The sequence below is a fragment of the Vibrio sp. 970 genome (assembly GCF_033339075.1).
Genome location: NZ_JAWOTW010000004.1, coordinates 355192 through 377377, shown reverse-complemented (window position 1 = coordinate 377377; position 22186 = coordinate 355192). Strand labels below are relative to the sequence as shown.

The window sequence follows — 22186 nt, the reverse complement described above, 5'->3', positions numbered from 1 at the left end:
ATCATTCATCTACTTTGAACACGATTTAAAATAGTTAAATCTTTAGTAGGGCATTTAGTAATACATTCGTGATAGACACTGTTTTCTAAATACTTCATTGCCTGTAGCGGTAAAGGGGCTTTACGTGAAGAACAGATTGTATCTTGAATATAACCTTCTAAGGACTTTAAGCTTTCATTTTGATCAAAAGCTTTCAAACTATAACTACATATTATTTCTGATTGCGCGTTCATTTTCATTTTGGGAGTGACAGACCCTAATTGTCCAGGCCGAAACAACAGGGATGGGCTAAACTCTAAGTGCTCTAAAAAACCATATCGTTCGAGCAAAAGAAAATAATTTCTAAATGAATTTGTTAATTTCCCTCCCTGACAGCAATTAACAGATAATAGACATAAAACATTATTAGGTATCATGGACCGTACAAGACTGGAGTATCGTTTTTCTTCTAAAGACACATTAGAGTTCAAGTACTCTTCGGAAAAGTTCCTTTCTGTATTCTCAACATGGTTTGTTGCTACAAATTTCAACAACTGATATAGCATCCGAAAATAGCGACGCAATTGGCTATTTTTTTCAATCATCCTCTTAACAAAAGAAAACTCTATTTCTCCAAGGTTGACTAAATGTAAGCCTTCATTTCTATTTTCTTTATTACTCGATATGAGGTCGTCTAGAGCTCTATTATGCTCCGACAGCAGGGCATAAAAACTTGTTTCGAACTGCTGTATCTGAGTCGCCAATCGTTGTTCTGTAGCTAGCGCTTTTTGCTCTGCGGCAGCGCTTTGAGCTTCGTCTACTTGTTGACGTAATGCGTCTGCTTGCTTTTCATTAGCTATTGTTGTTTTCTCGATCTCTTTTCGTGTTAACTCCAACTCTTCGCGAGTTAAGGCCAACTCTTTCAGTGATAGTTGATGGCTTCTATTCTGCTGGTAGATGGTAAATAACAGCCCCATAAAAGAGAAAAAAGACAATATAGGAGCAGAAAAATTATTAAAGAAGGAGCCTGATTTATCAAACCACTCGACATTTACATCGGTTTTACTGGTAGCGCCATTTAATGGGAATTCACTTGTATAAAACCACCAAAGGAAACACATAATAAATATGGCACTGAAAAATAAAGCCAAATAAGGAACTTTTGATGGCTTACGCCTTCCAATAGGCTCTGGCTCTACTCCCAACATAGCGCAATTCTCATAGAAGTAATCTACCCTATTTTTAAATTGCTTCTCTAACTCTTCAATAGAGCTAGCTTGGTAAGTGCGATCGCCATTCATGTTGACGACTTTCCCAGAAAACGTACCGTCTTCTAGTACTTGAACTGATCCGCGAAATCTTTTGTACTTGAACTCTGGGTGTTCACTAAGCATTTGTGCTTTTCCTAATACACTAATATTTTTTAAATTCTAAGAATTAAGCGCTGAGTAATACGTTAAACAGCCAATCAAGATATAGCGTAACATTATAAGCATTTCACCTAAACCATTGAATTAGCTATTAACTCACTCCATATAACTATGGCTAACAAAAACAACTAAGGATACCTATGTCTATTCAGAACATTACATTCCGTACTCGTGATGAATACAGCCGAGCCCAAACCGCTGGCGGTATAAAAAAGCTACTGTCGAATGAAACTCTACACATTTCCCGACTACTGATAAACGGTGACTGGGGTGAAGGTAAAACAGAGTTTTGCCACAAACTACTTAATCATTTTGGTGAAGACTACCACCTTGTATATATTGATGCATTTGCGTCTGACAGTGTGGACAACCCTCTCCTTACAATTACCGCGGAAATAGCAAAACTCATCCCCAAAGGTAAAACTCGCGCGCGCTTCGTTAAAAAAGCAATCCCTGCCTGCAAAGTAGGTTTTAAAACTGCAGGAAAAGCAGCCGTGTCTTGGGCATTCAAACAAAGTACTGATTCTATAAGTGACGACTTCGAAAAAGAACTTCAAAAAGGAGCGGAGCAACTTTCTGATTTAGCGGTGGAGAGCGCACTAAAAGAACAAATCGAAGCCGAAAAAAGTATCTCATCACTCTGTGCTGCACTAAAGTTGTTAACTGAAGGAGAGAATGGTAAACCGCTTATCATATGCATAGATGAGTTTGACCGTTGCAGACCGCCTTATGCCATCTCCATGTTAGAGACGATAAAACACGCTTTTGACCAAGATAACGTTAGCTTTATCTTTTGTGCTAACAAAGAAATTTTGGAACAATCTATCAGGCACCACTACGGTGTCGAAGACTCCACTCGCTACTTAGATAAGTTTATGGATTTCTCGATCGAGCTACCGAGAGCACAACGTGGTACATCAGGAAGAGACTTCGAATTTAATCGAGTATCCATTAGTCATTTAAAGTCTGAGCTACAACGCTACAACCTAACAAACCTAGCATCACTTTTTGCGATGAGGGAGTCGAGACCGTCTTTCTTCTTAGAGCTGTTAGAACGCGTACCAACATTTACTTTAAGAGACGCCGAAAAATTCGCACGTAATATCGCCATTTATAGCGCATTAACAAGAATAGTGTGGGATGAAGATCTTGACAGCCAAATGGCTATGTTGGGTATAACAGCATATACGTTTTATAAAAGTGAGTTTGAAAACTTGGAAAAGTCTGAATACACCGGAGATCAGATAGTTAAACACCTTATTAATTACTCAGGTAGCAACCATTTCGAACGAGACAGGAGTGCTAAAGCCTGTGCTTTTGCCATTGTGATGTATGGAGCAAAATCCATCCCCCCAATGTATAACAAACCAGATTTTCTTACTGCAACACAAAATGGTATCGGTGAATACTTTCTTGATACTGAGCATGAATTATTACATTGGGCCGCAAAATTTTCAGGAGCTTATAAAACCATGCTTAACCTAGCATAAACTATACAAAACGCCCCTCAGGGCGTTTTTTGTTTCAGTACTAAGCCATGTCTTACTTCTAAAACTGCGAAAGTATTACGAATTGGTCGTCCATAGCTTCATACAAGTCATCGAATGTATAGCAGGCAATGTGCTTGCTATCGACTAATAACCTTTCCACTCGAGCATCAAAGCGCTCCTGACAATCACCAAGTTTCAACCCATCTCTGCGGCCAATGATAAGAGCGCCGTTGTACTTAATGGAGTAGTGTCCAAACTCAGACTGCATGTTTGGAGTCTTATCGTTAACTGCGAGGTGCAGGTACCAGTCGATAACTTGGCTATATCCGTGTTCAAATCGGCTAGCCCACGGATACGTCGATGTCTTCTTGTTGATTTTTTGGTTAAAAATTGAATTTAGCTTCGCGTCTTCAAACTCAATAAACGAAAATGTTTTTTGATTCTTATCCGCGACAACAAAGTCTGCACGATACTTCCCAAGAATAGGCAACTCTTCGTTAAACATTGATGGGGCATCAACGCCAACGACCCTACCCATCAATAGCACAAGCTGATCTCTGTCCTTAAAAAACTGAAGTAACTCGGTTTCTGAAAGCTCAGGTTTTGAGTTAAGAAGCTCATTAAATTCATCAAGTTCTTTGCGACACTGCTGGCTTTCCAATTGCCCACTTTTCATGAGAATCATTTATTAGACCTCATCACTGTGGACACATTACTTTCCTGCACGATATCTACAATCCTCGTAGTGCCATCCTGCTTTGCATAAACGAGCCAATATCCTTTACCTAACGCACTCCGAAATAGTCTTTGTTTCTTAGACAAAGTAATAGGCTTTAGAGACCTCTCATTATCGGACTTCAGCCAGTCTACCGCGCGGCGAGCTTTCACTCGTACATCACGAGGAATAGATTCCATCGCAGACATTGCTTTTGGAGTGACTTTTACCATCTGAGACACAATATTCCCCCTAATGTTATCGCGTAAGTCATTGTTAATTTAATTACCCAGTTATTCAAGCCACCCGCTCCTTATCAATTCTCTCCATTAGCGCCAGCATCGCAGCATTACGCTTAGCAGCCAGCCAATCTGCTAGGCCATCGAGGACGGGATGGTACTGGCGTTTGAATACTGAGAACGTACAAACGAAGCTACCAGAACACATTGCAGCGAAGCGGCTTTCTAGGTCCCACGCTACTCGGCCATCGTTGCAATGCATGCATTTTCGATAGTGACGGTTTGGAGCTCGGTACTTACCGCTTCCACCGCAGCAAGAACAAATACGGCCTTGTGGTGTGATCGCTTCTTCCACAGCTGCGCGCACAATGGCAGCGAATGCGGCTTCGCTCTTTTGGCCGCGCCAGTCATCGGTCAGCGTAAACACTTCAGCGAGTACCGCCTTTTCCAGTGCTCTTCTCGATTGCGCGTTATCCAGTAACTCCACAAACAACACCAGAAAACCGACCGGAGATTCCTTCCAGGTAATTCCCACCATGCCGAGCTGGTCTTCCAAAGAAAATAATCCTTTGCCGCCCTTATGCGGTTCGTAATTTATGCCTTTTAAATCGAACTTAGCCAATAACGTTTCTGGTCGCATTTATGCTACCTCCTTGCTGTTCCTCACCTGTTTGCGAAAACTCTCCCACGTAAAGCTCACCCACTCGCAGCTCTCCAACAAACGCTCCATCACTCGGGCTCCAAGAACCTGAGTCAGGTCATCAGATTTCAGATTGGTCAGAATGCCGGTTGGCTTCTCGTTGGTATAGCGTGAGTCGATGATGGTGTTAATCATGATCGCCTCGTGGTCATTCATTCGCTGCACCCCAACCTCATCCAACACCAACAAATCGACCTGAGCTAAATACTTCAGAAACTGAGCTTCTGTAACGTTCGATTGGCGGTTGTACTTATCGCGAATTTTCATCATCAACTCAGCGACCGTAATCACCAACACCGTACGATTGCGCGTCATCAACGAGTTCGCCATTGCACAAGCCAGATGGTTTTTACCCGTTCCTGTCGATCCAGAAAATACAAAGTTTTTCTCATCACCTTCCAAGAACTCAGAAACCCAACGGCGAGAAACACTAAACGCCTGACGTTGGCCTTGGTTCTCCGTCACGTAATTGGCAAATCGACACTTCAAGTGCTTCTTGCCTACTCCACTGCGGCCAAGTAAATCCTGAACTTTGCTCTGCTGGTAGTTCTGATACACCGCATGGCTTTGCTTCTCAGCTTCCTGCTGAGCAAGTTGAGCCATCTGCTCTGGAGTGTACGGCACAACGTTCGCAGGCATCGCTTGCTGCAGTTTTTGGAAAAAGCTGTTCATTGGTCACCTCCGTTTTGGCGGTCTTTGAACCACTGAGGTGGTCCGTAATCATCAGGGTTGGTTTGGTCTGAAAACTGCTCCACCGGAATCAGCTTCGAGTTTGGCGAGGACAATTTAAGGCTAAACAACCCTTGCCACTCGTTGTCGATGGATTGCTCAATGATTTGGCGCTGCATGCTCACCACGTTCTGGGAGAGTTTGAGCAAGTCGAGCATTTTGGTGCGCTCGCCCCGCTCAGTTTTGAAAGGCTTTTTGATTCGCTTACGGAATGCTAGGTACTCAGCCCAAGCATCGTGATCGAGCATGGCTGGAATTTGCTCCTCAGGAACCAAGCTACTTGTGATGGGAGACTTTTTGTTTACTTTTTCTGTAGTAGTCTCTGGTAATCTCTGTGTAGTCTCTGTTTTAGTTTGGCTGATTGGTACAGCACTGCTTGGCGCATTTGTACGTTCTAGTTTGCTCCATTTGTGCAATCAAGTTTGGCTCATTAATGCGGTAGAAAACTCGGCAAGGAACACCTTGCTTTTTCTCTTCCAAAATACCTAACTGACGCAGCTTTTTACGTGCAGTATCAAGCTCTCTTCGAGTCATGCCCGTTTCGTCTTGCCACTCTTCCTGAGTTTTGTAAAACCACCCTGAAGCGTTCGTTCTTCGGCTCCAGTAAATGCTCTGGCTAAGCATTAATGCGCCTGTGATACCAATACCCATCTTCACAAACGATCGATGAAAAGCGATGGGTCTATCCAAATACTCAATCACACCGCAGTCCCCGCTTTCATGGATTCAAAGATTTCCATCGCTTTAGTCCGTGATACGACGAAACGACAAACACCGTTATTGGCCACCCAGATATAGCAGCCGTGATAGTTCTGTAAGCTAAGGCTCATTGCACAAAGTTCTCCTAGTTAGATGCGTGTTATGTGGTGGTCAGCCACTACGCTTTTGATTAGGCTGCTTTCTTCGCCATTAACGACTCAAGGTATTCCAGAAGTGGCGCATGAGATTCTTTAGCTTCTTGAACTTCTCGATACGCATCGCGCAGCTGGTCAATATTCGCGTTCTCCCCTAAAGAGATCACCGCACGGAATGCTTCAGATGTTTCTTTGTTGTGGTTATGCAAGAGCAAATCTCGGCTTAAGTTTGCATCACTCGCACCAATGCAAGTAACAGAGAACCCAAGCGGGTTGAGAAATTGGTTAAGCATGTCGCTTGCGCGTTTGGCAGGCATCGCCTTAAGTACCGCAGGTAACAAATCCATCATCGTGGCTTTGGCTTCTACGCTTGTGCGCTCAACGTAACGGAAAAAGTTTTGAGCATTGTTCTTATCATCAGCGCCCGGTACTTTAAGTAGTTCTTTACGCTGAGCATCGACTTCATGTTCAAGATCGAGTTTGTGATATAAGCTCGCGACGCGGTGAGCAATACACTCTTTACTCAGTTCCGTGCGCCAACTTTCTATTGCGTTACGCATAACGCTTTTAAAACTATTATTCATGGTTTTTCCTTACTGGTTGTTTGTACAGAATGCTGTGAATCAGCCTAAATTTTGTAAGTTGCGTTATTCTTCTAACGGTCACTTTGAGAATAAATGCACTCCATAGACTTGGTCATAAACGCAAGTGGTCGTTTATAGAGACCATCTGATTAGGGTTTGGAAACACTTGCTCAAAAGTACAGTTGGCACCAAGCTCATTCAGTGAATTTACGATGTCCCAACACTGATTGAAGCTTGGGCAACGGCGTCCTTTCTCATAGTGGTAAATAGAGCCTGGTTCTATCCCTGACTTTTCTGATAAAGACTTTACTGAGATAGAAAACTGCTCCCGTATTTCTCGTATTCTTTGCATGTACACCTCTAAATCAAAAAACAACTACAATGTACATTATGTATATATCAAGATCAACACAATGTACATTATGTCAATTGCATCATTTTGTACGAAATGTACATTTATGGAATGAAGATGAATTGGACAGATCTGGTTAAAGCCAGAATTAAAGAACTTGGGATTACCCAAGAAAAACTAGCTGAGTTAGTTGAAGTAACTCCTGGCGGAATGGGTCATTGGTTGAACAAACGAAGAGAACCAACGTTAGAACAAATAGCTAAGATCCTCAAAGCTGTTCAGCTTGATAAGTTGGTATTGCATTCAGATGGTACACTTGAGTATCCAGATGATGCTTTGGGCAACACCTCTGTAATAGACATACAACCATCGTTTACACAGTCTTTTCCCGTGCTAAGTTCAGTTCAAGCAGGTAACTGGTCAGAGGCTGTCGAGCCTTATACTATCGAAGAGATTAGTGAATGGCACCAAACAACCGAACGTACAAGTGGTCGCTGTTTTTGGTTAAGAGTCAAAGGCGACTCCATGACGTCTCCAACAAGTATTAGCTTTCCAGAAGGAACTCTCGTTCTTGTCGATACAGAGAAAGAAATAGAGAATGGCTCTCTAGTTGTAGCAAAACTAGTTGATGTAAATGAAGCCACATTTAAAAAGCTAGTTATCGATGCAGGACAAAAGTTTTTGAAGCCGTTAAACAGCTCTTACCCACAACTGCCCATCAATGGTAATTGCAAAATCATAGGCGTGGTAGTAGACGCAAAAATGAAACTCTTCTAGATTCTTTCCTCAGTTTAGTTAATTACAAGATACCGCTTTGATAGCGGTATTTTTTTATCTCTCACAAATAAATATACATTTTGTATTGACACAAATATGTACGAAATGTACATTTTAATCATTCAAGTAACTTACCGACCTGACCAATCGGTTTTCCGAGAACTTTGTGCAATGAGAGCTTAAAGATGAAAACAATGACGTTAGACCAAACCCATCAACTGCTGAACAACCTGCAACTACTCAATGTATGCAGCCATCAGTTTGAAGAAGTGACAGCTGAGCTAAGTAAGGATGATCCGCTCCGTATCGCTGCGACTTCCATCTTTGAAGGAGCTGAGGATTTTAAAGGGCTAGAGATTCACGTAAACGAAGAAGATTTTGAAAAGGCGCAAGAGCTATTCAGCCAGCTGGTTAGCCTGCAAGCCGCAGTGGAAGCAAGAACACTACCCCACTAGAAAGAGAACACCCCTATCGGTGACCAAACCAACAGGGGTGTTCTTTGTGCAATGAGACTTACGCCTCGCAATCAGTATATATCCGGCTGACCACCAATATCAAGGATTTAGGCTGATTGCGGGTATTCACCCCACGACCAATAGGACATGTGCAATGAGTATTTTAACTTACCGCAACAGCCAAGAGGCATTTATAGGTAAACACATAACTTCTCTGTTAGAGCAAGACGGCCATGAAGAACTCGACATTAAACGAGCCGTTGAACGCGGAATCGATCACTATCGTAATACCGCTGGATTTGCCAAAGGTAAAGTGTTCGATGAATGCCTAGCCAGAGCTAAACAGATGCTCTCTCCTAAGAAGCCAAAACGCACTAGAAAAAGCAAAATAAAATGACACCTGAAGAGCGCAAACGTAAACAAAACGCCAAGCGCGCTCAAAAATGTAGAGATAAGCGTAAAGCCAACAACAACCATGATTTGCGCGTATCTCTGAACCCTCAGGAACAGGCGAAGCTAGAGAAAATCTGTCAGTTCTTCGCCTACCCTGCTGAACCGTACACCAAGGAAGAAGCGCTTCAGTCACTGATCCACCGTATTTATAGCGAAATTCCAGTGATTGAAGCGCAATTGGGGAAATGCAGTAAGTGTGGAGAACAGCTGCCCGAAGGGTGCGCAAAGTTAAGCGAAGGCGGTTTATTTAAAGGTGACGCGACTTGCTGGCACACCGCTAATCGAGTTCGTATTTATCAACCATCGGAGAAAGACAATGAAAGCAGACCAAGTGGCAGTTAAGGCCAAGGAAGAATTTGACGACATGGTAGATGAAACCGCGCTGAGTGACTACGCGGTAAACGAAGTCGACCTTGGAGAGATTGAAATCAACGGCAAGAAAATGACTGTCTATTTAGGCATTCGCCAGAACTAAAGCACTAAACCAACACAACCGATTGACCACGGTTTACGACTAACAAGATACAGGAGCTTTGTGCAATGACTTACTCGAACCTTAATACATCACCTATGAGCTTTACATACTCTGCCCCCGCTTTCGTAGTTGAATCTGCGAAAGAAGCAGACAAGCCTGTATATGACGTAGAGCGTTATCCAGAATCTTCCAACAAGATCATGTGCCATCAAGAGGTGTTAGATTTCTTCAATAAAAAGCGAACCACCATCATTGCATGGCGCAAGAACCGCAACTTCCCAGAGCCAATTAGCAAATCACCGCTGCGTTGGATTCGCGCAGCGGTGATGGAATGGGTAGAGCATGAAGGCGGGTTTAAGGCTGGAGTTTAGGGTGTTTTTGCCCTAAATTACTTCAGCGTTAGGGAGCAGTGTTAAATTCTTTGTGAAGGGTTTTAATGCAACAATGAAAATTCATAAGCTGCTTGTTAAACCTTTACCTAAGAGCTACAGATCTAAATTTATCAGATAATAGTTGCTCATAAGGATTAATGACTTCGTCAATAACATTACGCAACATAGCAACTAAATCAGCGTCAACTATTGGTAGCATGATACCTCGTCCGTCTACATATGTGTCATTACATCTATCAAGTAGCAAATCCATATTATCTGTTTGACGACACAACAGCAGGCCAACCTTACCTCGATTGACAGAAAACCTCCCAGCCAATTGATCAAATTCTGGATTAACAACTTCCTTCGTATAATTCTTACATTCTACAAAGATAAACTGAGCGGGTGTTTGATAAGTTGTATGTAAGCGATAGAAAAAGCCATTAATTGCAGCATTATCAAATGTAATATCAATACGCTTTCTACCATCATGAATTTCTTGTTCAACAATGGGTGAAATTACGTCTGGATAAAACAGAAACTCTAGAATGCCTACCACTACACGATGATATAAAGTAGCATCGTTACTCCCACTTGGAACAGAATTTAATTTTTCAATTAAATATTCCGCAATGGCTATCGGGTCTTCTTCAACAATTTCTTCGTTTTTTATCGCTTCACTATTATGTGTTACCCAGTCTTTAAAATCAGCGAATACGTCGGGATGACTATCTGTAAAATTTGCTAAAAAATCTTTAGAATATTCAGCAACGGTCTCCTTTAAAGACTTTTTGGTAACATAAGGGGTGCCATCTCGCCTATGCTGAACCAGAAATGAACCTGATGTTATATGTTCACGTTGGAGATATTCTAAGACAAAGTGATTGAAATATTTTTGTGGAGTATACTTTTTGGCGTATGACACTATATTTTTAGGCGTTAGAAGAATTTTTCTACCTTCAATCACAAGCATCTCAGTGTAGAAGTTAATCCATGACCGAGTAGATGCATCCCAGCAAATCCCGGATTGGACATTATCTTGTAGTGGGATTCCCCAAAGCCTGCACTGAGCCTGTGTATACTCGATAAGGTGACGACGAATTATATTCGTGGTCATATCTGAAATTTTATCTTTATCGATACCATCGATAAACAGCCTAAAATCCTCTAAGTCTTCAACTATTCCAGTTTTAACAGCATCGCTTTGAACAATACTCTGAAAAAGTTTATCTCCATCAACTTCCCCGATGGCGTTACCGCGAGGTCGTCCTCGAGATAAACCCAAACACGTCTCATTTGGTTCGTGTAAATTGTTAAATAGACTTCTGGCTTGAGCTTCTGAACCAGTTCGTACAAGTGATACGAAGGTTTGAAAAAAACTTCTCAGAGTCCTTGACGCTTCTGTTGATAAAAAATCAGGTCGAGTACCTAAGAAGAATGGGTCGACGAATAACGGTGTATCAGTATCAATATCTATATCGACGAAATCTACCTCAAATTGAGTTGTTCCTAAGTTAAATATTTCACTTATTTTCATTATCTCACCTTGGTTCGATCTAGACCCCATGACTAATATTGCTTAAGTGACGACCAACGCAATACTTCCAAACACCACCTTAATCACTAAATTTACCGCAGATTACTAATGCCGTACGTAGCGAATCACTCTTTATCAGTTTGTTTTATTTCTATAGTCCCCAGATGTATTTTTTTTAGTTCATAGACAGGAATCAAAGCATCGTAAAGTGCGTTCAGTTTAACTTCGATGTCGTCGAGATATGTTGTTAACTCACCTTTTTTTGTATTGAGGTATTCTTCAACAATACGGTTGAGGATACGCTGTTCAAGAATTGGCTTACCTCCATTTTCTACTGATAGGTGACTAGCTTGTAAAAATAGGGTTACGTTGTCCAAAGTTTCTTCACTGTATCGATCATGGTGAATTACGCTGTTGCGTACAAAACGATATTCATTACATTTTTTGTTTACCGCTTTCATGAGATTATCAACGCCGAAACGTTTAATATGCTCGTTACACACAATAGTATTATGAGACATACTTTCGTTAGCTAAACCTAAATCAAATACTCGGCTTACTAAGATTAACGCTCGGTCATAAATTGATTGCACACGAATTATACTATTTTCCACCCATAGCTGAATTAACTCCGCTTTGTCACCGTTATTATTTGACGCAATAGAGTCTAATGCTGAAGTATTTAACAACGACAATGATAACCTCGCACTTTCAATGGCATAATCGAGCGAACTCAATGCTTTTCCACAATTTAACATGTAAATATCAGAGTAGTTCGATACATCAACACTACCTTCTTCTGGGTTGATTTTCCCTTTCATCAATGGACCATCAGGATCCAAAATAATTTTGTTCTTAATTTGATGCATGAATACCTCTAAAAATATAGCGCCCGTCAAGTGTAGAGCAACGTTATAACCTGACCTAATTCATTTTCCTATAGACACTAAAACCGCAAGTGCCAAACATTGTAATTCCGACTTAAATACTTTGTTATGCATTTGCCACGTAATTCACATGAAGATTCTCAAACTCAGTAATCAAAGCCTTTAGGCAATCACTCAGCTCATCCTCTAACTCGAAAAATTCACGAGATTTTTCATGTAGGGTATCCATATTTGGATTGTCGCCAATAGTAACAATTAATGCCTCGTGAGCTATGTAGTTTCGCTGCTTTCTTAGCTTATTAAGACGTTTATGTAGCTCTTTATTGCCGTTTAGTTTTACAAATGTATTAAGCAACCTTTCTAACGGATAGTTTTCAACATCTTCAATCGAGAAATCGAAATGAATTCGGTCACCGACAAGAGCATGAATAAAATCATATGACTTGCCGATATACAGCTTCAATGACAACTCTAGAAGCTGAAAACTAGTCAGTATCCCGACTGTTCTATCTCTGTACAATGCTTGCTCTTTCTTCATTTGCTCTCCTGGCGCATAATACGTTGATAATCTACGATCAAGGTGCTACATATTTTCTAAGTTCATCCTCTAAAGTGCCTTTAAGCTCACTTGATTTCGATACACAAAAGTCATAAAAGTCTTCTTGTTTATCAAATACTTTTTCAATATTAGATTGCTTTAATCCAGGCATCCTAGCAACATTTAAAGCCCCTTGATACCTTCTCACTTGCATATCAATGGTAATAGCAAAATTCTCAATACTTTCACATAGTTCGGAGGACAACCAAATTTTATTCGATTCTAGAACATCTCTAAATTTTTCTACTTTCTCATAGAAATCACCAAATTGAGTTTCTTCAGTCGTTAAAAGCATTTTCGTGCTAGTTCGATATATAACGGATAAATGTTGGTAGACAATATCTATTGCTTCTATTTTTCTATCATGAAACTTTGATAATTTAATTTGAAACTCAATCGTCCCTTTCTCAATATGTCTTTTTATATCTTCAGTATCGGTAGTAATGGCTTTATTCTGATTTCTTATTTCCTCAAAACCTGATTTAATTGCATCCAACTCCCCTGACTTCTTCCACTTGGAAGAATAATAAATGGCAATTATAGCTAACAATGCTATCACTACGTTTAGAAATATCGCTTTATCATTTGCACTAATCAATGCATTAGATATATTTAATAAATCTTCGTATTTCACTATTCCTCCTACGAGCTTAATGTTTAATATTCACCTTAAAGGCGTCATTCCTTCCATTATCATGCCGCCTTTTACGGATAGGTTCAAAAGTTAATCAGTGAGTTAGTGATCTATGCGACTAATTGTTTAGCAACCATCACACTAAGTCACAACTAGTTTTTCATGCTCCAGCTCTTTTTGCACTTGAGCAAACAGCGCATCTGCAAACTTTTCGTATGCTTCTTTTTGGTCTGATAGCCAGTCGTGCTTGTTGTAAATGGCCATTACGCCGACCAGCTCATGCCCGAGCATTTTCTCGGTTACGTGCGGCATGGTGCCTAGTTCTGAACAAGTGGTGGAAATACTGCGGCGGAAGTCGTGGGTTCTCCAGTGAGGTAGGTTCAGGTTATCGCGTAACCTTCTAATGTAGCGGTTTGCTGCGGATATGCAGATGGGCTTATGAAGGGATGCGCCAGGGAAAAGGTATTCATCATAGATGTTCATCAACCTTTCTAGCATCGGCTTGATGTGTTTGGGGATGGGTCTGCGAATGGTGTTACCCATTTTGCTTAGTTCTGGTGGTACCGTCCAAATGTCGTTGACCATATCGAAGTGTTCACGCTTGGCCAAGCGAAGCTCTGATAACCGGTTACCCCATAACATTGTTATTAAGTGCAGGTTCTTGGTCGATGTTCCTGCTTTGCTGCGTTCAATCGCGATCCAAACTTTGGCAAGTTCAGGAAGTGATAGAACTCGGTCACCGGCACTTGGTGACTCACCAACATCTTGCTGGCGTATTTTCTCAAAGTGCGTCCCATCAATGAGGAACTTGGATTTACAAAAGTTAAGACAGGCGCGCATTTTAGAAAATGCAGAGTTTGCCGTCTTCGGATTCTTCTTGGCAATGTCATCGAACCAACGCATCCATTCGCGCGCGGTGATCTTTTCTACATCGACATCAGGAAAGGCGTTGTAAAAGTAGTTGTTTGCCACCGAGCGGTAAAGCACCTGCGTCCCCTCTTTCTGAGTCGAGACTTTGTGCTCAAACCAGTAGTCGAGACAGTCCTTCAGGGTAACAAAATCCGTCTCACCCGTAAGGGCTATCTCTGGGTTTCTTCCCTCTTCTTTAAGTTCAAGCATCCTTTTATGGATTTGCCTTGCATTCTTGAGGGTGGTTATCGGATACTTGCCTATACGAATGCGTTTGTTTTTACCATTAAACCTGCAACGGTATTGGAACGTGATGTTTGCTTTGGGTGATATCTTCGCTATTAGTCCTTCGCCGTCATTCAGTTCTGCCGGGCCGCTATACTCGCTTAGTTTTGCAATAGCTTTTAGCTGCTTGTCTGTAATGCTCAAGTTGTCTACCTTAAATTAGGACGCAGCACTTACAAAATTTGGACACATATTTAGACGCAAGTGCAAATGTAAAACGCGTAAAAACAATTAAAACCTAACGAAAAGATAGCACATAGAACACTGCTAATCGACTGATATACAAGGCTAGTTTTGAAGAACAACGAACAGAAAAAGACATCCATGAATAATACCGAACAGCCTACATTCTTCTTCTTTGATTATGAGACATGGGGAACCAACCCCGCGAAAGATCGCCCAAGCCAGTTTGCTGGTGTTCGTACAGATGAAAACTTTAATATCATCGGCGAGCCTTTAGTCATGTACTGTCAACCACCGGCTGATTATCTTCCGTCTCCTGAAGCTGCGCTTATTACTGGTATTACTCCGCAAAAAACGGTTCAAGAAGGCCTTTCTGAGCCAGAGTTTATCGCTAAGATTCACACTGAACTCGCGAGACCAAATACCACCAGTTTAGGCTACAACAGCATTCGCTTTGATGACGAAGTGACCCGTTATACTTGTTATCGCAACTTTATCGATCCATACGCATGGAGTTGGCAAAACGGTAACTCACGTTGGGATTTACTCGATGTACTACGCGCGTGCCATGCCCTTCGCCCAGAAGGCGTAGAATGGCCAGAAAACGAAGATGGCTTCACTAGCTTTAAATTAGAACACTTGTCTGTGGCTAACGGCATAGAACATAGTAACGCGCACGATGCCATGGCAGATGTGGTTGCGACTATCGAAATGGCAAAGAAAGTAAAAGCAGCGCAACCAAAATTGTTTGATTACTTTTTTTCTATGCGCCAAAAGCGCAAGCTCAATGATTTAGTCGACATCGTCAACATGACACCGGTGATGCACGTTTCAGGCATGCTAGGGCGCGAATGTCAGTACACTAGCTGGATTGTGCCTGTTGCTTGGCATCCAACCAATAATAACGCCGTTATCACCATCGATTTAGCGAAAGACCCTCAACCTATTCTTGAGCTATCCGCAGAAGAGCTGCACGAAAGACTCTACACGAAGCGCGAAGATCTTGGTGAATTGCTACCAGTGCCAGTTAAACTAGTTCATTTGAACAAATGCCCTATTCTCGCCCCTGCAAAAACGTTAACGGCTGAAAATGCAGAGTCTATTGGCATTGATCGCCAACAATGTCTCGCCAATCTCGCTTTGTTGCGCCAACATCCTGAAATTAGAGAAAAGCTGATTAGCCTCTTTTCCGTCGAGCGTAAATTCGATAAAAGTGATGACGTCGATACACAGCTTTACGACGGGTTCTTTTCTCCGGCTGATCGCGCAGCTATGGATATCATTCGAGAAACCGACCCGAATAATCTTGCTGCATTAGACATTGAATTTGATGACAAGCGCATTAAACCTCTATTGTTCCGCTATCGTGCGCGTAACTTCCCAGGCACATTAGACGAGCAAGAACAAAGACGCTGGGCACTACACTGTCGAGAAGTGTTTGAAAGCCAAATTGAAGAGTACATGCTGAATTTAGAAAACTTAGTTCACGAACATGAAAGTGACGAAAAGAAGATTGCGATATTAAAATCCGTGTACCGTTATGTAGAGAGCTTAGCTTCCTAACTCCTCCTAATACAAGCGCACCTTATGGTGTGCTTGTTGTTTATATACTGTCAAAATGATTAAAGAACGATTCTTACAACTGATCCAACTGCTCATTTCAATCTTCCTCATCATGGGAGCACTTGGCATCGGAATTACCATTCAAAAGTTCACTGGCGTTTCCGTTCCAGGAAGTGTCATCGGTATGCTCGTACTGTTTTTCTCCATGACTCTTGGGCTTGTAAAAGTCGACTGGGTCAAACCGGGCGCCACGCTATTTATCCGCTATATGATCTTATTGTTCGTTCCTATTAGCGTGGGATTAATGCAACATTTCGATATGCTACTCGCTAATGCCCTCCCTATCATTGCTAGCGCAGTTGGAGGCTCACTCATTGTACTAGTCAGCCTCGCTTGGCTGCTGGACTACTTGTTAAAGGAGAAGCACTGATATGTGGTTAGTTGTTACCATTGCGGTTTTTCTTGTCGCGCGCCAAATTGCAATCAAAGTGAATAATCCTCTAGCAAATCCTTTGCTGATCAGTATTGCAGTGCTCATTCCTTTGCTTACTTACTTAAATGTACCGTTTGAAACGTATTATGCGGATAACGAAGGGATCAGTTTTTTACTTCAACCAGCCGTAGTTGCTCTGGCTTATCCACTATATGAACAACTACCACAAATTAAAGCAAACTGGCGAATCATCACTTTTGCTTGCACAGTAGGCAGTGTGATGTCGATGATGACAACCACCTTGATCGCAGTCGCTTTCAAAGCGGATATCAGTTTAATCGCGAGTCTAGTGGGTAAGTCCGTCACTACACCAATAGCGATGGAAATATCGAGTCACCTCGGTGGTGAAGCCGCCGTTGCAGCGATCTTGGTTCTGATTGTCGGTTTATTGGGCGCAATTTTGGCATACCCAATTTACAATTTGATTGGAATTAAACACCCGATTGCACGTGGTCTGACAATGGGTACAGTCTCTCATGCCTTAGGCACCGCTACTTGTGCAGAGAAACAGCCCATAGATGCCGCGTTCTCATCACTCGCATTGGTTTTATGTGGGATCATAACTTCTATTTTGGCTCCAAGCTTTTTTGCTTTGGCTGTCTGGCTATATCAATAGTTAAGCGCTCTCGGTCTGCCCTCCTTCCGGCAGGCCGTAGCCTTTCCGCTTCTTCCTTACCCTTTTCAAAACCCTATCTTATCTATCAACCTCACCCAGTAATATCGTGAAGGGACTTGATCGAGATATACATTCATAGCATTAGCATTCTAGGTGCTACCACTCGCTCTAGATTACGTAGGTATAAAGTAGCATAGCGGTAAAAGTCGCGTTAGTAACATACTCCTGCTCCTTGGTCATATGAATATATACTGATATGGTTAATTGTGAGACGGAGATAACGCTTCACACCTGTGCAATCGAATACATGTGTGAGCTCACTCTAATTATGTAACAGAATTATCAATTGCATTATTTATCGTGATCTAACGCACGGAACATTTCTATCTTTCACATAGAATAACTGTCCATGCAATAACAAGGATTCAACATGAAAAGTCGCATTGAACAGGCGCTAGCAGGCGCTCCAGAAGCACTTTCCAAACAACTTGCTCCTATCATCCAAGCTGATGATTTTGATGCTACGCTTTCAGTTCAACAATTTGAGCAGTTGCTTTCAGCTACCGGTCTATCAGACAAAGAGCTTCGTGTTGCGCTACTTCCTTTTGCCGCAGCGTACTCCTATGCTCCCCTTTCTGACTTTTATGTCGGCGCTATCGTTCGTGGTCTTTCAGGTCGCCTTTACTTCGGTGCCAACATGGAATTCTTTGGTGTACAGTTGGGTCAAACGGTTCACGCAGAGCAGTCTGCGATTAGCCATGCTTGGATGAAAGGCGAACGTGGTGTTAAGGATATCACTATCAACTTCAGCCCATGTGGTCACTGCCGCCAGTTCATGAATGAGTTATCTACCGCAAACGAGCTTAAAATCCAGCTCCCAGAACGTGAAGAAAAGTCACTTCATGAATACCTGCCTGAAGCCTTTGGACCAAACGATCTCGGTATCGAGTCCGGCTTAATGGCAGAAGTTAAACACCAATTCTCATGTGATGATGAAGACGCACTCATCCAAAGTGCAGTTGAAGCGATGAACATGAGCCACTCTCCATACACCAACAACTTGAGTGGTTTAGCATTAGAGATGACTAGCGGCCGTGTATTCCAAGGCGCTTATGCAGAAAATGCAGCGTTTAATCCTAGCTTGCCACCGCTACAAGTTGCGCTAATCCAAGTTTTACTTGCGGGTGAAACCTTTGACAGCATCAAAGCCGCTGCATTGGTAGAAAACTCTGAAGGTAAGATCAGTCACTTAGCCGATACGCAATCAACGTTGGAAGCGTTGAATCCAGATATTCCGCTTAGTTTTGTCAACGTATAAACGACAAATTCAACAAAAAGCTCTACAACATGTAGAGCTTTTTTATTACCTAAAAACCAAAAGCAAACGTTTGCTTTGTCATAAAACTTCAGTATGATCTCCTGCAATTTATGTCTCATCACTCTATTTTGTAAGGGAACACTATGTTTGGCACTGCAACTAGCGCAAATGCTACCCGTGTATTACTTTTAGGCTCTGGCGAACTCGGTAAAGAAGTCGCCATTGAATGCCAGAGACTTGGTTTAGAAGTGATTGCTTGTGATCGCTATGCCAATGCTCCAGCGATGCAAGTCGCTCACCGTAGTTATGTTATCGACATGTTAGATGGGAACGCCTTAGAAGAAGTTATTACGAAGGAACAACCTACTTACGTCGTACCAGAAATTGAAGCCATCGCAACCGGCAAACTGGTAGAGCTTGAAGAAAAAGGACTGAATGTTGTTCCAACCGCTAAGGCAACCAGGCTAACAATGAATCGTGAAGGTATCCGACGTTTGGCAGCAGAAGAACTGGAATTGACGACTTCACCTTATCGTTTTGCAGATAACTTTGAAGACTTCAAAGCCGCGGTTGAGCATGTGGGTATTCCGTGCGTGGTGAAGCCTGTGATGAGCTCTTCAGGTAAAGGGCAAAGTGTTATCAAGACCGAAGACGACGTTACAAAAGCATGGGATTACGCTCAGGAAGGCGGGCGTACGGGTGCAGGTCGCGTTATCGTGGAAGGTTTTATCGACTTCGATTACGAAATCACTTTATTGACCATCAGAGCCGTTGACGGTGTGCATTTCTGTGCTCCAATTGGTCATCGTCAGGAAGATGGCGACTACCGCGAATCATGGCAACCGCAAACTATGTCAGAAAACGCAGTAAAAGCGGCTGAATACACGGCTGAGAAAGTGGTAAACGCGCTCGGTGGCTACGGCATCTTTGGTGTAGAGCTGTTTGTCAAAGGCGATAAAGTCATTTTCAATGAGGTCTCTCCTCGCCCTCACGATACGGGTATGGTTACAATGATTTCGCAGGAAATGTCTGAGTTTGCTCTCCACGTGCGCGCGTTTACCGGAATGCCAATTAATAATATTGTACAATATGGCCCATCTGCGTCTGCTGTTATTCTTGGACAAGGGACTTCCACAAACATTCGCTTTGAAAACCTAAGCAAAGCTTTAGCTCAACCTCAAACACAAGTTCGTCTATTCGGTAAGCCAGAAATCGATGGTCGCCGCCGTTTAGGTGTTGTCCTTACGCGACGAAAAACCACCGAAGAAGCCGTTCAAGATGCTGTTGAAAGTGCTTCAAAAGTGAATATCATTTATTAAATACGAACCACTCATACAAAAATAGCGCAGCTCAAATTGCTGCGCTATTTCGTGTTCCAAACCGAAGAGAGCCTATTCACTCTCGATTAAGTACACTTCTTCAGAGAAGCGACTTAAGCCTTTTTTCGCAATTTTAGGATGATTCTCGTCAGCTTCATCTACGTTCAAACAAGTAACTTTGTAACCTGAAAATAACTGCTCAATCTCTTCGACCGGCACGCTAAATGGAGGCCCCGCCATCTCTTCTTGAGGATAGTTGAGTGTAACAAGCAAAATACGACCGCCTGGGTTCAAAAGTTGCTTGAGACGCTCTACATACTCCTCTCGCATATCTTGCGGTAAAGCAACCAACGCGGCGCGATCATAAATGATATCGGCTTGAGATACTGGTGCAGTGAAAAAGTCCCCAGTATAAATAGAGAGCTCATCAAATTGATAAAGCTCGTGCATGCCATTAAGAGGCGTTACCGTTGGCGTGTAAAAATGTTCAGCAAAAAAGGCACGCACAGCAATATGGCTTAGCTCAACACCTTCAACCGAATCATGCTTCATCGCTAGCCAAATCAAGTCTTCTGACTTTCCACATAAAGGAACTAACACTTTATCTTCACGCTTTGGATTAGTGTGTTTCCAATATACTGGTAATAGCGGGTTTACATCTTCCAAGTGAAATCCGATCTGATTGCTGGCCCATTTGTTATGCCAAAATTCTTGGTCTCTCATTTTACTTTCTACTTGTCGGCTGTTTTCATTTTGAGAGGTAAGACTAACGTTTTTTTTCAATTTGTCTATGCCGTTCATCTTTGGTTAATACTGCGGTGATAGGATGTAATCGGTCTCATAGGAGACGCGCCTTTATCTGATAATCAGAATAAAGAAAAGAGAAATGGTGATCTAACGCACGATTCTACTTCAAGATAAAACTGAAACCTTGGAATCTTTCGTAATGGCCCCATTTATAAGTTAGTACCTGATTTGCCGAACTTAGCGACCTTTATGTTCCCTATTTTCTAAGTACAAGCAAGTTAAGGAGAGTGAATGAGCTTATTTCTTCGTACTACAGCATTGATGCTTTTGGTACTTAGCCGTGCACCGGCATTTGCCGCACTTCCAATTACCCCTGCGCCTAATGGCGAACAAAATCGTTCAACCAGCCAAAACGAAGTTTGTTCGAAACTTTTTAAACACAGCCTTAGCGGTTTATATGGCATTCAGTCAATCGACACCACACCAACTCAGCCATATTCTGACTTCGACATTCTTTACAGCAAAGCTCACCAAGCGCAATTTGAACTTGAAACTATCTGTAAAAGTACCGCACTTCTTAATGACGCTCAGCCATACTTCGCAGGCGTGAAATCCAAACAACGAGCAGAAGAAAAGATAGCTTTAGAATTAGGTGGGAAAGTTGAACGTATTACTGACCTAGCACGTGCAACGATTGTAGCTGAAGACGTCGCGAGCTTAGTCTCCATTTATGAAACTTTAGAGCGTGAAACAACTATTGTGAAAGTAAAAAATCGATTCAAAAAACCTGGCCCTTCAGGATATAGAGACTTGAACTTGCTCGTTCGTTTACCAAAAACAAACCTAGTAGCCGAAGTTCAACTGCACTTGAAAGCAATCGCAGATGTAAAAAGCGGTCCCGAACACGACCTATACGAAAAAATCCAGAAACTAGAACGTCAAGCGATGTTGGAAAAACGTGAGCTAAGCGAAATAGAGCTTGCCTCTATTCGCAACATGCGTACACAGTCTAAGAACTTGTACCAACAAGCATGGCAACCATACTTAACAACGCATCTAGAAGCGGCGTAACCGATATCATTAAGCGTCTCTCATAAACAGAAAAACCACCGCATTGCGGTGGTTTTCATTTGTATGCACACGAATTTTACGCAAAAAAAAGACCACGCCTTAGCGTGATCCATTTATTCGGCTTACTGTACTTTCTTCAGGTTTTCTACACGAGCTTTTAACTTCTGACCCGGGCGAAAAGTCACTACACGTCGAGCAGTAATTGGAATATCTTCACCAGTTTTCGGGTTACGACCAGGTCGTTCATTCTTGTCACGAAGATCAAAGTTACCAAAACCTGACAGTTTTACCTGTTCGCCACTTTCCAGTGCCTTACGAATCTCTTCAAAGAACACTTCCACCGTTTCCTTGGCGTCCCGCTTACTAAATCCTAATTTATCAAACAGGTTTTCTGCCAGTTCGGCTTTTGTGAGCGCCATA

Annotated in this window: 29 protein-coding genes; 13 read left to right on the top strand and 16 right to left on the bottom strand. The window is 42.2% G+C overall.

Annotated elements, in window-relative coordinates; translation table 11 throughout:
* Positions 1-5: 5 nt before the first annotated feature.
* Positions 6-1373: a putative phage abortive infection protein gene (locus tag R7Q11_RS08735; protein ID WP_225466368.1), complete on the bottom strand. Its 1368-nt coding sequence runs from the start codon at positions 1371-1373 to the stop codon at positions 6-8.
* A gap of 176 nt (positions 1374-1549) precedes the next feature.
* On the opposite strand from R7Q11_RS08735, the gene R7Q11_RS08730 reads away from it, so the two are divergent.
* Entirely contained in the window at positions 1550-2899 is a 1350-nt protein-coding gene (locus tag R7Q11_RS08730) for a P-loop NTPase fold protein (protein ID WP_213987707.1), read from the top strand.
* Positions 2900-2957: 58 nt separating this feature from the next.
* Here the strand turns inward: R7Q11_RS08730 and R7Q11_RS08725 are convergent, their stop codons facing one another.
* The 8 genes from R7Q11_RS08725 to R7Q11_RS08690 all read right to left on the bottom strand — a co-directional run bounded on the left by R7Q11_RS08725 (position 2958) and on the right by R7Q11_RS08690 (position 7072).
* A complete protein-coding gene (locus tag R7Q11_RS08725; RefSeq protein WP_213987708.1) occupies positions 2958-3584 on the bottom strand; it encodes a Shedu anti-phage system protein SduA domain-containing protein in 627 nt (208 codons plus the stop codon).
* Between the two features lie 327 nt (positions 3585-3911).
* Complete coding sequence (locus tag R7Q11_RS08720; protein ID WP_225466367.1) at positions 3912-4493, bottom strand: hypothetical protein; 582 nt, start codon at positions 4491-4493, stop codon at positions 3912-3914.
* Positions 4494-5225: an ATP-binding protein gene (locus R7Q11_RS08715; RefSeq protein WP_225466366.1), complete on the bottom strand. Its 732-nt coding sequence runs from the start codon at positions 5223-5225 to the stop codon at positions 4494-4496. It lies immediately after the preceding gene.
* Positions 5222-5530 carry a hypothetical protein gene (locus R7Q11_RS08710; RefSeq protein ID WP_225466365.1) on the bottom strand — a complete coding sequence of 103 codons (309 nt, stop codon included), beginning with the start codon at positions 5528-5530 and terminating at the stop codon, positions 5222-5224. Before R7Q11_RS08710 ends, R7Q11_RS08715 begins: the two co-directional genes overlap by 4 nt.
* A gap of 100 nt (positions 5531-5630) precedes the next feature.
* Positions 5631-5984: a hypothetical protein gene (locus tag R7Q11_RS08705; RefSeq protein WP_225466364.1), complete on the bottom strand. Its 354-nt coding sequence runs from the start codon at positions 5982-5984 to the stop codon at positions 5631-5633.
* A complete protein-coding gene (locus tag R7Q11_RS08700; protein ID WP_255201246.1) occupies positions 5981-6112 on the bottom strand; it encodes a hypothetical protein in 132 nt (43 codons plus the stop codon). The genes R7Q11_RS08705 and R7Q11_RS08700 overlap by 4 nt, the downstream gene beginning before the upstream one ends.
* Before the next feature lie 59 nt (positions 6113-6171).
* Positions 6172-6720 carry a toxin YdaT family protein gene (locus R7Q11_RS08695; protein ID WP_053807278.1) on the bottom strand — a complete coding sequence of 183 codons (549 nt, stop codon included), beginning with the start codon at positions 6718-6720 and terminating at the stop codon, positions 6172-6174.
* A 112-nt stretch (positions 6721-6832) separates the two neighbouring features.
* Positions 6833-7072: a helix-turn-helix domain-containing protein gene (locus R7Q11_RS08690; RefSeq protein ID WP_074191183.1), complete on the bottom strand. Its 240-nt coding sequence runs from the start codon at positions 7070-7072 to the stop codon at positions 6833-6835.
* Positions 7073-7189: 117 nt separating this feature from the next.
* Between R7Q11_RS08690 and R7Q11_RS08685 the strand changes: the two genes are divergently transcribed.
* The 6 genes from R7Q11_RS08685 (at position 7190) to R7Q11_RS08660 (ending at position 9603) form a co-directional block, all read left to right on the top strand.
* Positions 7190-7849 (top strand): LexA family protein, encoded by a 660-nt coding sequence (locus R7Q11_RS08685; RefSeq protein ID WP_308414589.1) that lies wholly within the window; start codon positions 7190-7192, stop codon positions 7847-7849.
* A 185-nt stretch (positions 7850-8034) separates the two neighbouring features.
* A complete protein-coding gene (locus R7Q11_RS08680; protein WP_064490398.1) occupies positions 8035-8304 on the top strand; it encodes a hypothetical protein in 270 nt (89 codons plus the stop codon).
* A gap of 154 nt (positions 8305-8458) precedes the next feature.
* Positions 8459-8701 carry a hypothetical protein gene (locus R7Q11_RS08675; RefSeq protein ID WP_025632642.1) on the top strand — a complete coding sequence of 81 codons (243 nt, stop codon included), beginning with the start codon at positions 8459-8461 and terminating at the stop codon, positions 8699-8701.
* On the top strand, positions 8698-9099 hold the full coding sequence (locus R7Q11_RS08670) for a hypothetical protein (protein ID WP_064490397.1): 402 nt from the start codon (positions 8698-8700) through the stop codon (positions 9097-9099). Before R7Q11_RS08675 ends, R7Q11_RS08670 begins: the two co-directional genes overlap by 4 nt.
* A complete protein-coding gene (locus R7Q11_RS08665; RefSeq protein ID WP_020333055.1) occupies positions 9074-9232 on the top strand; it encodes a hypothetical protein in 159 nt (52 codons plus the stop codon). Before R7Q11_RS08670 ends, R7Q11_RS08665 begins: the two co-directional genes overlap by 26 nt.
* Before the next feature lie 65 nt (positions 9233-9297).
* Entirely contained in the window at positions 9298-9603 is a 306-nt protein-coding gene (locus R7Q11_RS08660) for a helix-turn-helix transcriptional regulator (protein ID WP_140139313.1), read from the top strand.
* Between the two features lie 103 nt (positions 9604-9706).
* Here R7Q11_RS08660 and R7Q11_RS08655 read toward each other — a convergent pair whose 3' ends face one another.
* The 5 genes from R7Q11_RS08655 to R7Q11_RS08635 form a co-directional block, all read right to left on the bottom strand.
* Positions 9707-11143: a hypothetical protein gene (locus R7Q11_RS08655; RefSeq protein ID WP_225466363.1), complete on the bottom strand. Its 1437-nt coding sequence runs from the start codon at positions 11141-11143 to the stop codon at positions 9707-9709.
* 125 nt (positions 11144-11268) lie between these two features.
* Complete coding sequence (locus tag R7Q11_RS08650) at positions 11269-12012, bottom strand: Cthe_2314 family HEPN domain-containing protein (RefSeq protein WP_225466362.1); 744 nt, start codon at positions 12010-12012, stop codon at positions 11269-11271.
* Positions 12013-12136: 124 nt separating this feature from the next.
* Entirely contained in the window at positions 12137-12568 is a 432-nt protein-coding gene (locus R7Q11_RS08645) for a hypothetical protein (RefSeq protein WP_225466361.1), read from the bottom strand.
* Positions 12569-12605: 37 nt separating this feature from the next.
* Positions 12606-13262: a hypothetical protein gene (locus tag R7Q11_RS08640; protein WP_225466360.1), complete on the bottom strand. Its 657-nt coding sequence runs from the start codon at positions 13260-13262 to the stop codon at positions 12606-12608.
* A gap of 141 nt (positions 13263-13403) precedes the next feature.
* The gene (locus R7Q11_RS08635) at positions 13404-14600 is read right to left on the bottom strand and encodes a tyrosine-type recombinase/integrase (protein ID WP_225466359.1); all 1197 of its coding nucleotides are present in this window, start codon (positions 14598-14600) and stop codon (positions 13404-13406) included.
* A gap of 180 nt (positions 14601-14780) precedes the next feature.
* Here R7Q11_RS08635 and sbcB point away from each other — a divergent pair, with 180 nt between their 5' ends.
* From sbcB to purT, 5 genes are all read left to right on the top strand, one after another.
* A complete protein-coding gene (sbcB, locus tag R7Q11_RS08630; protein WP_225466358.1) occupies positions 14781-16202 on the top strand; it encodes an exodeoxyribonuclease I in 1422 nt (473 codons plus the stop codon).
* A gap of 55 nt (positions 16203-16257) precedes the next feature.
* Positions 16258-16632, top strand: a complete 375-nt coding sequence (locus tag R7Q11_RS08625) for a CidA/LrgA family protein (protein WP_005397786.1) — start codon at positions 16258-16260, stop codon at positions 16630-16632.
* A 1-nt stretch (position 16633) separates the two neighbouring features.
* Complete coding sequence (locus tag R7Q11_RS08620) at positions 16634-17311, top strand: LrgB family protein (protein ID WP_005377888.1); 678 nt, start codon at positions 16634-16636, stop codon at positions 17309-17311.
* 430 nt (positions 17312-17741) lie between these two features.
* Positions 17742-18629 (top strand): cytidine deaminase, encoded by an 888-nt coding sequence (gene cdd / locus R7Q11_RS08615; RefSeq protein ID WP_005377892.1) that lies wholly within the window; start codon positions 17742-17744, stop codon positions 18627-18629.
* Between the two features lie 143 nt (positions 18630-18772).
* Positions 18773-19948, top strand: coding sequence for a formate-dependent phosphoribosylglycinamide formyltransferase (gene purT, locus R7Q11_RS08610; RefSeq protein WP_017633939.1), 1176 nt, complete (start codon positions 18773-18775; stop codon positions 19946-19948).
* A gap of 72 nt (positions 19949-20020) precedes the next feature.
* Here purT and R7Q11_RS08605 read toward each other — a convergent pair whose 3' ends face one another.
* Complete coding sequence (locus R7Q11_RS08605) at positions 20021-20671, bottom strand: thiopurine S-methyltransferase (protein ID WP_021707633.1); 651 nt, start codon at positions 20669-20671, stop codon at positions 20021-20023.
* Positions 20672-20986: 315 nt separating this feature from the next.
* Between R7Q11_RS08605 and R7Q11_RS08600 the strand changes: the two genes are divergently transcribed.
* Positions 20987-21766: a phosphoribosylglycinamide formyltransferase gene (locus R7Q11_RS08600; RefSeq protein WP_053350422.1), complete on the top strand. Its 780-nt coding sequence runs from the start codon at positions 20987-20989 to the stop codon at positions 21764-21766.
* Between the two features lie 122 nt (positions 21767-21888).
* Here R7Q11_RS08600 and ihfA read toward each other — a convergent pair whose 3' ends face one another.
* Positions 21889-22185, bottom strand: coding sequence for an integration host factor subunit alpha (gene ihfA / locus R7Q11_RS08595; RefSeq protein ID WP_005377899.1), 297 nt, complete (start codon positions 22183-22185; stop codon positions 21889-21891).
* Position 22186 lies beyond the last annotated feature (1 nt).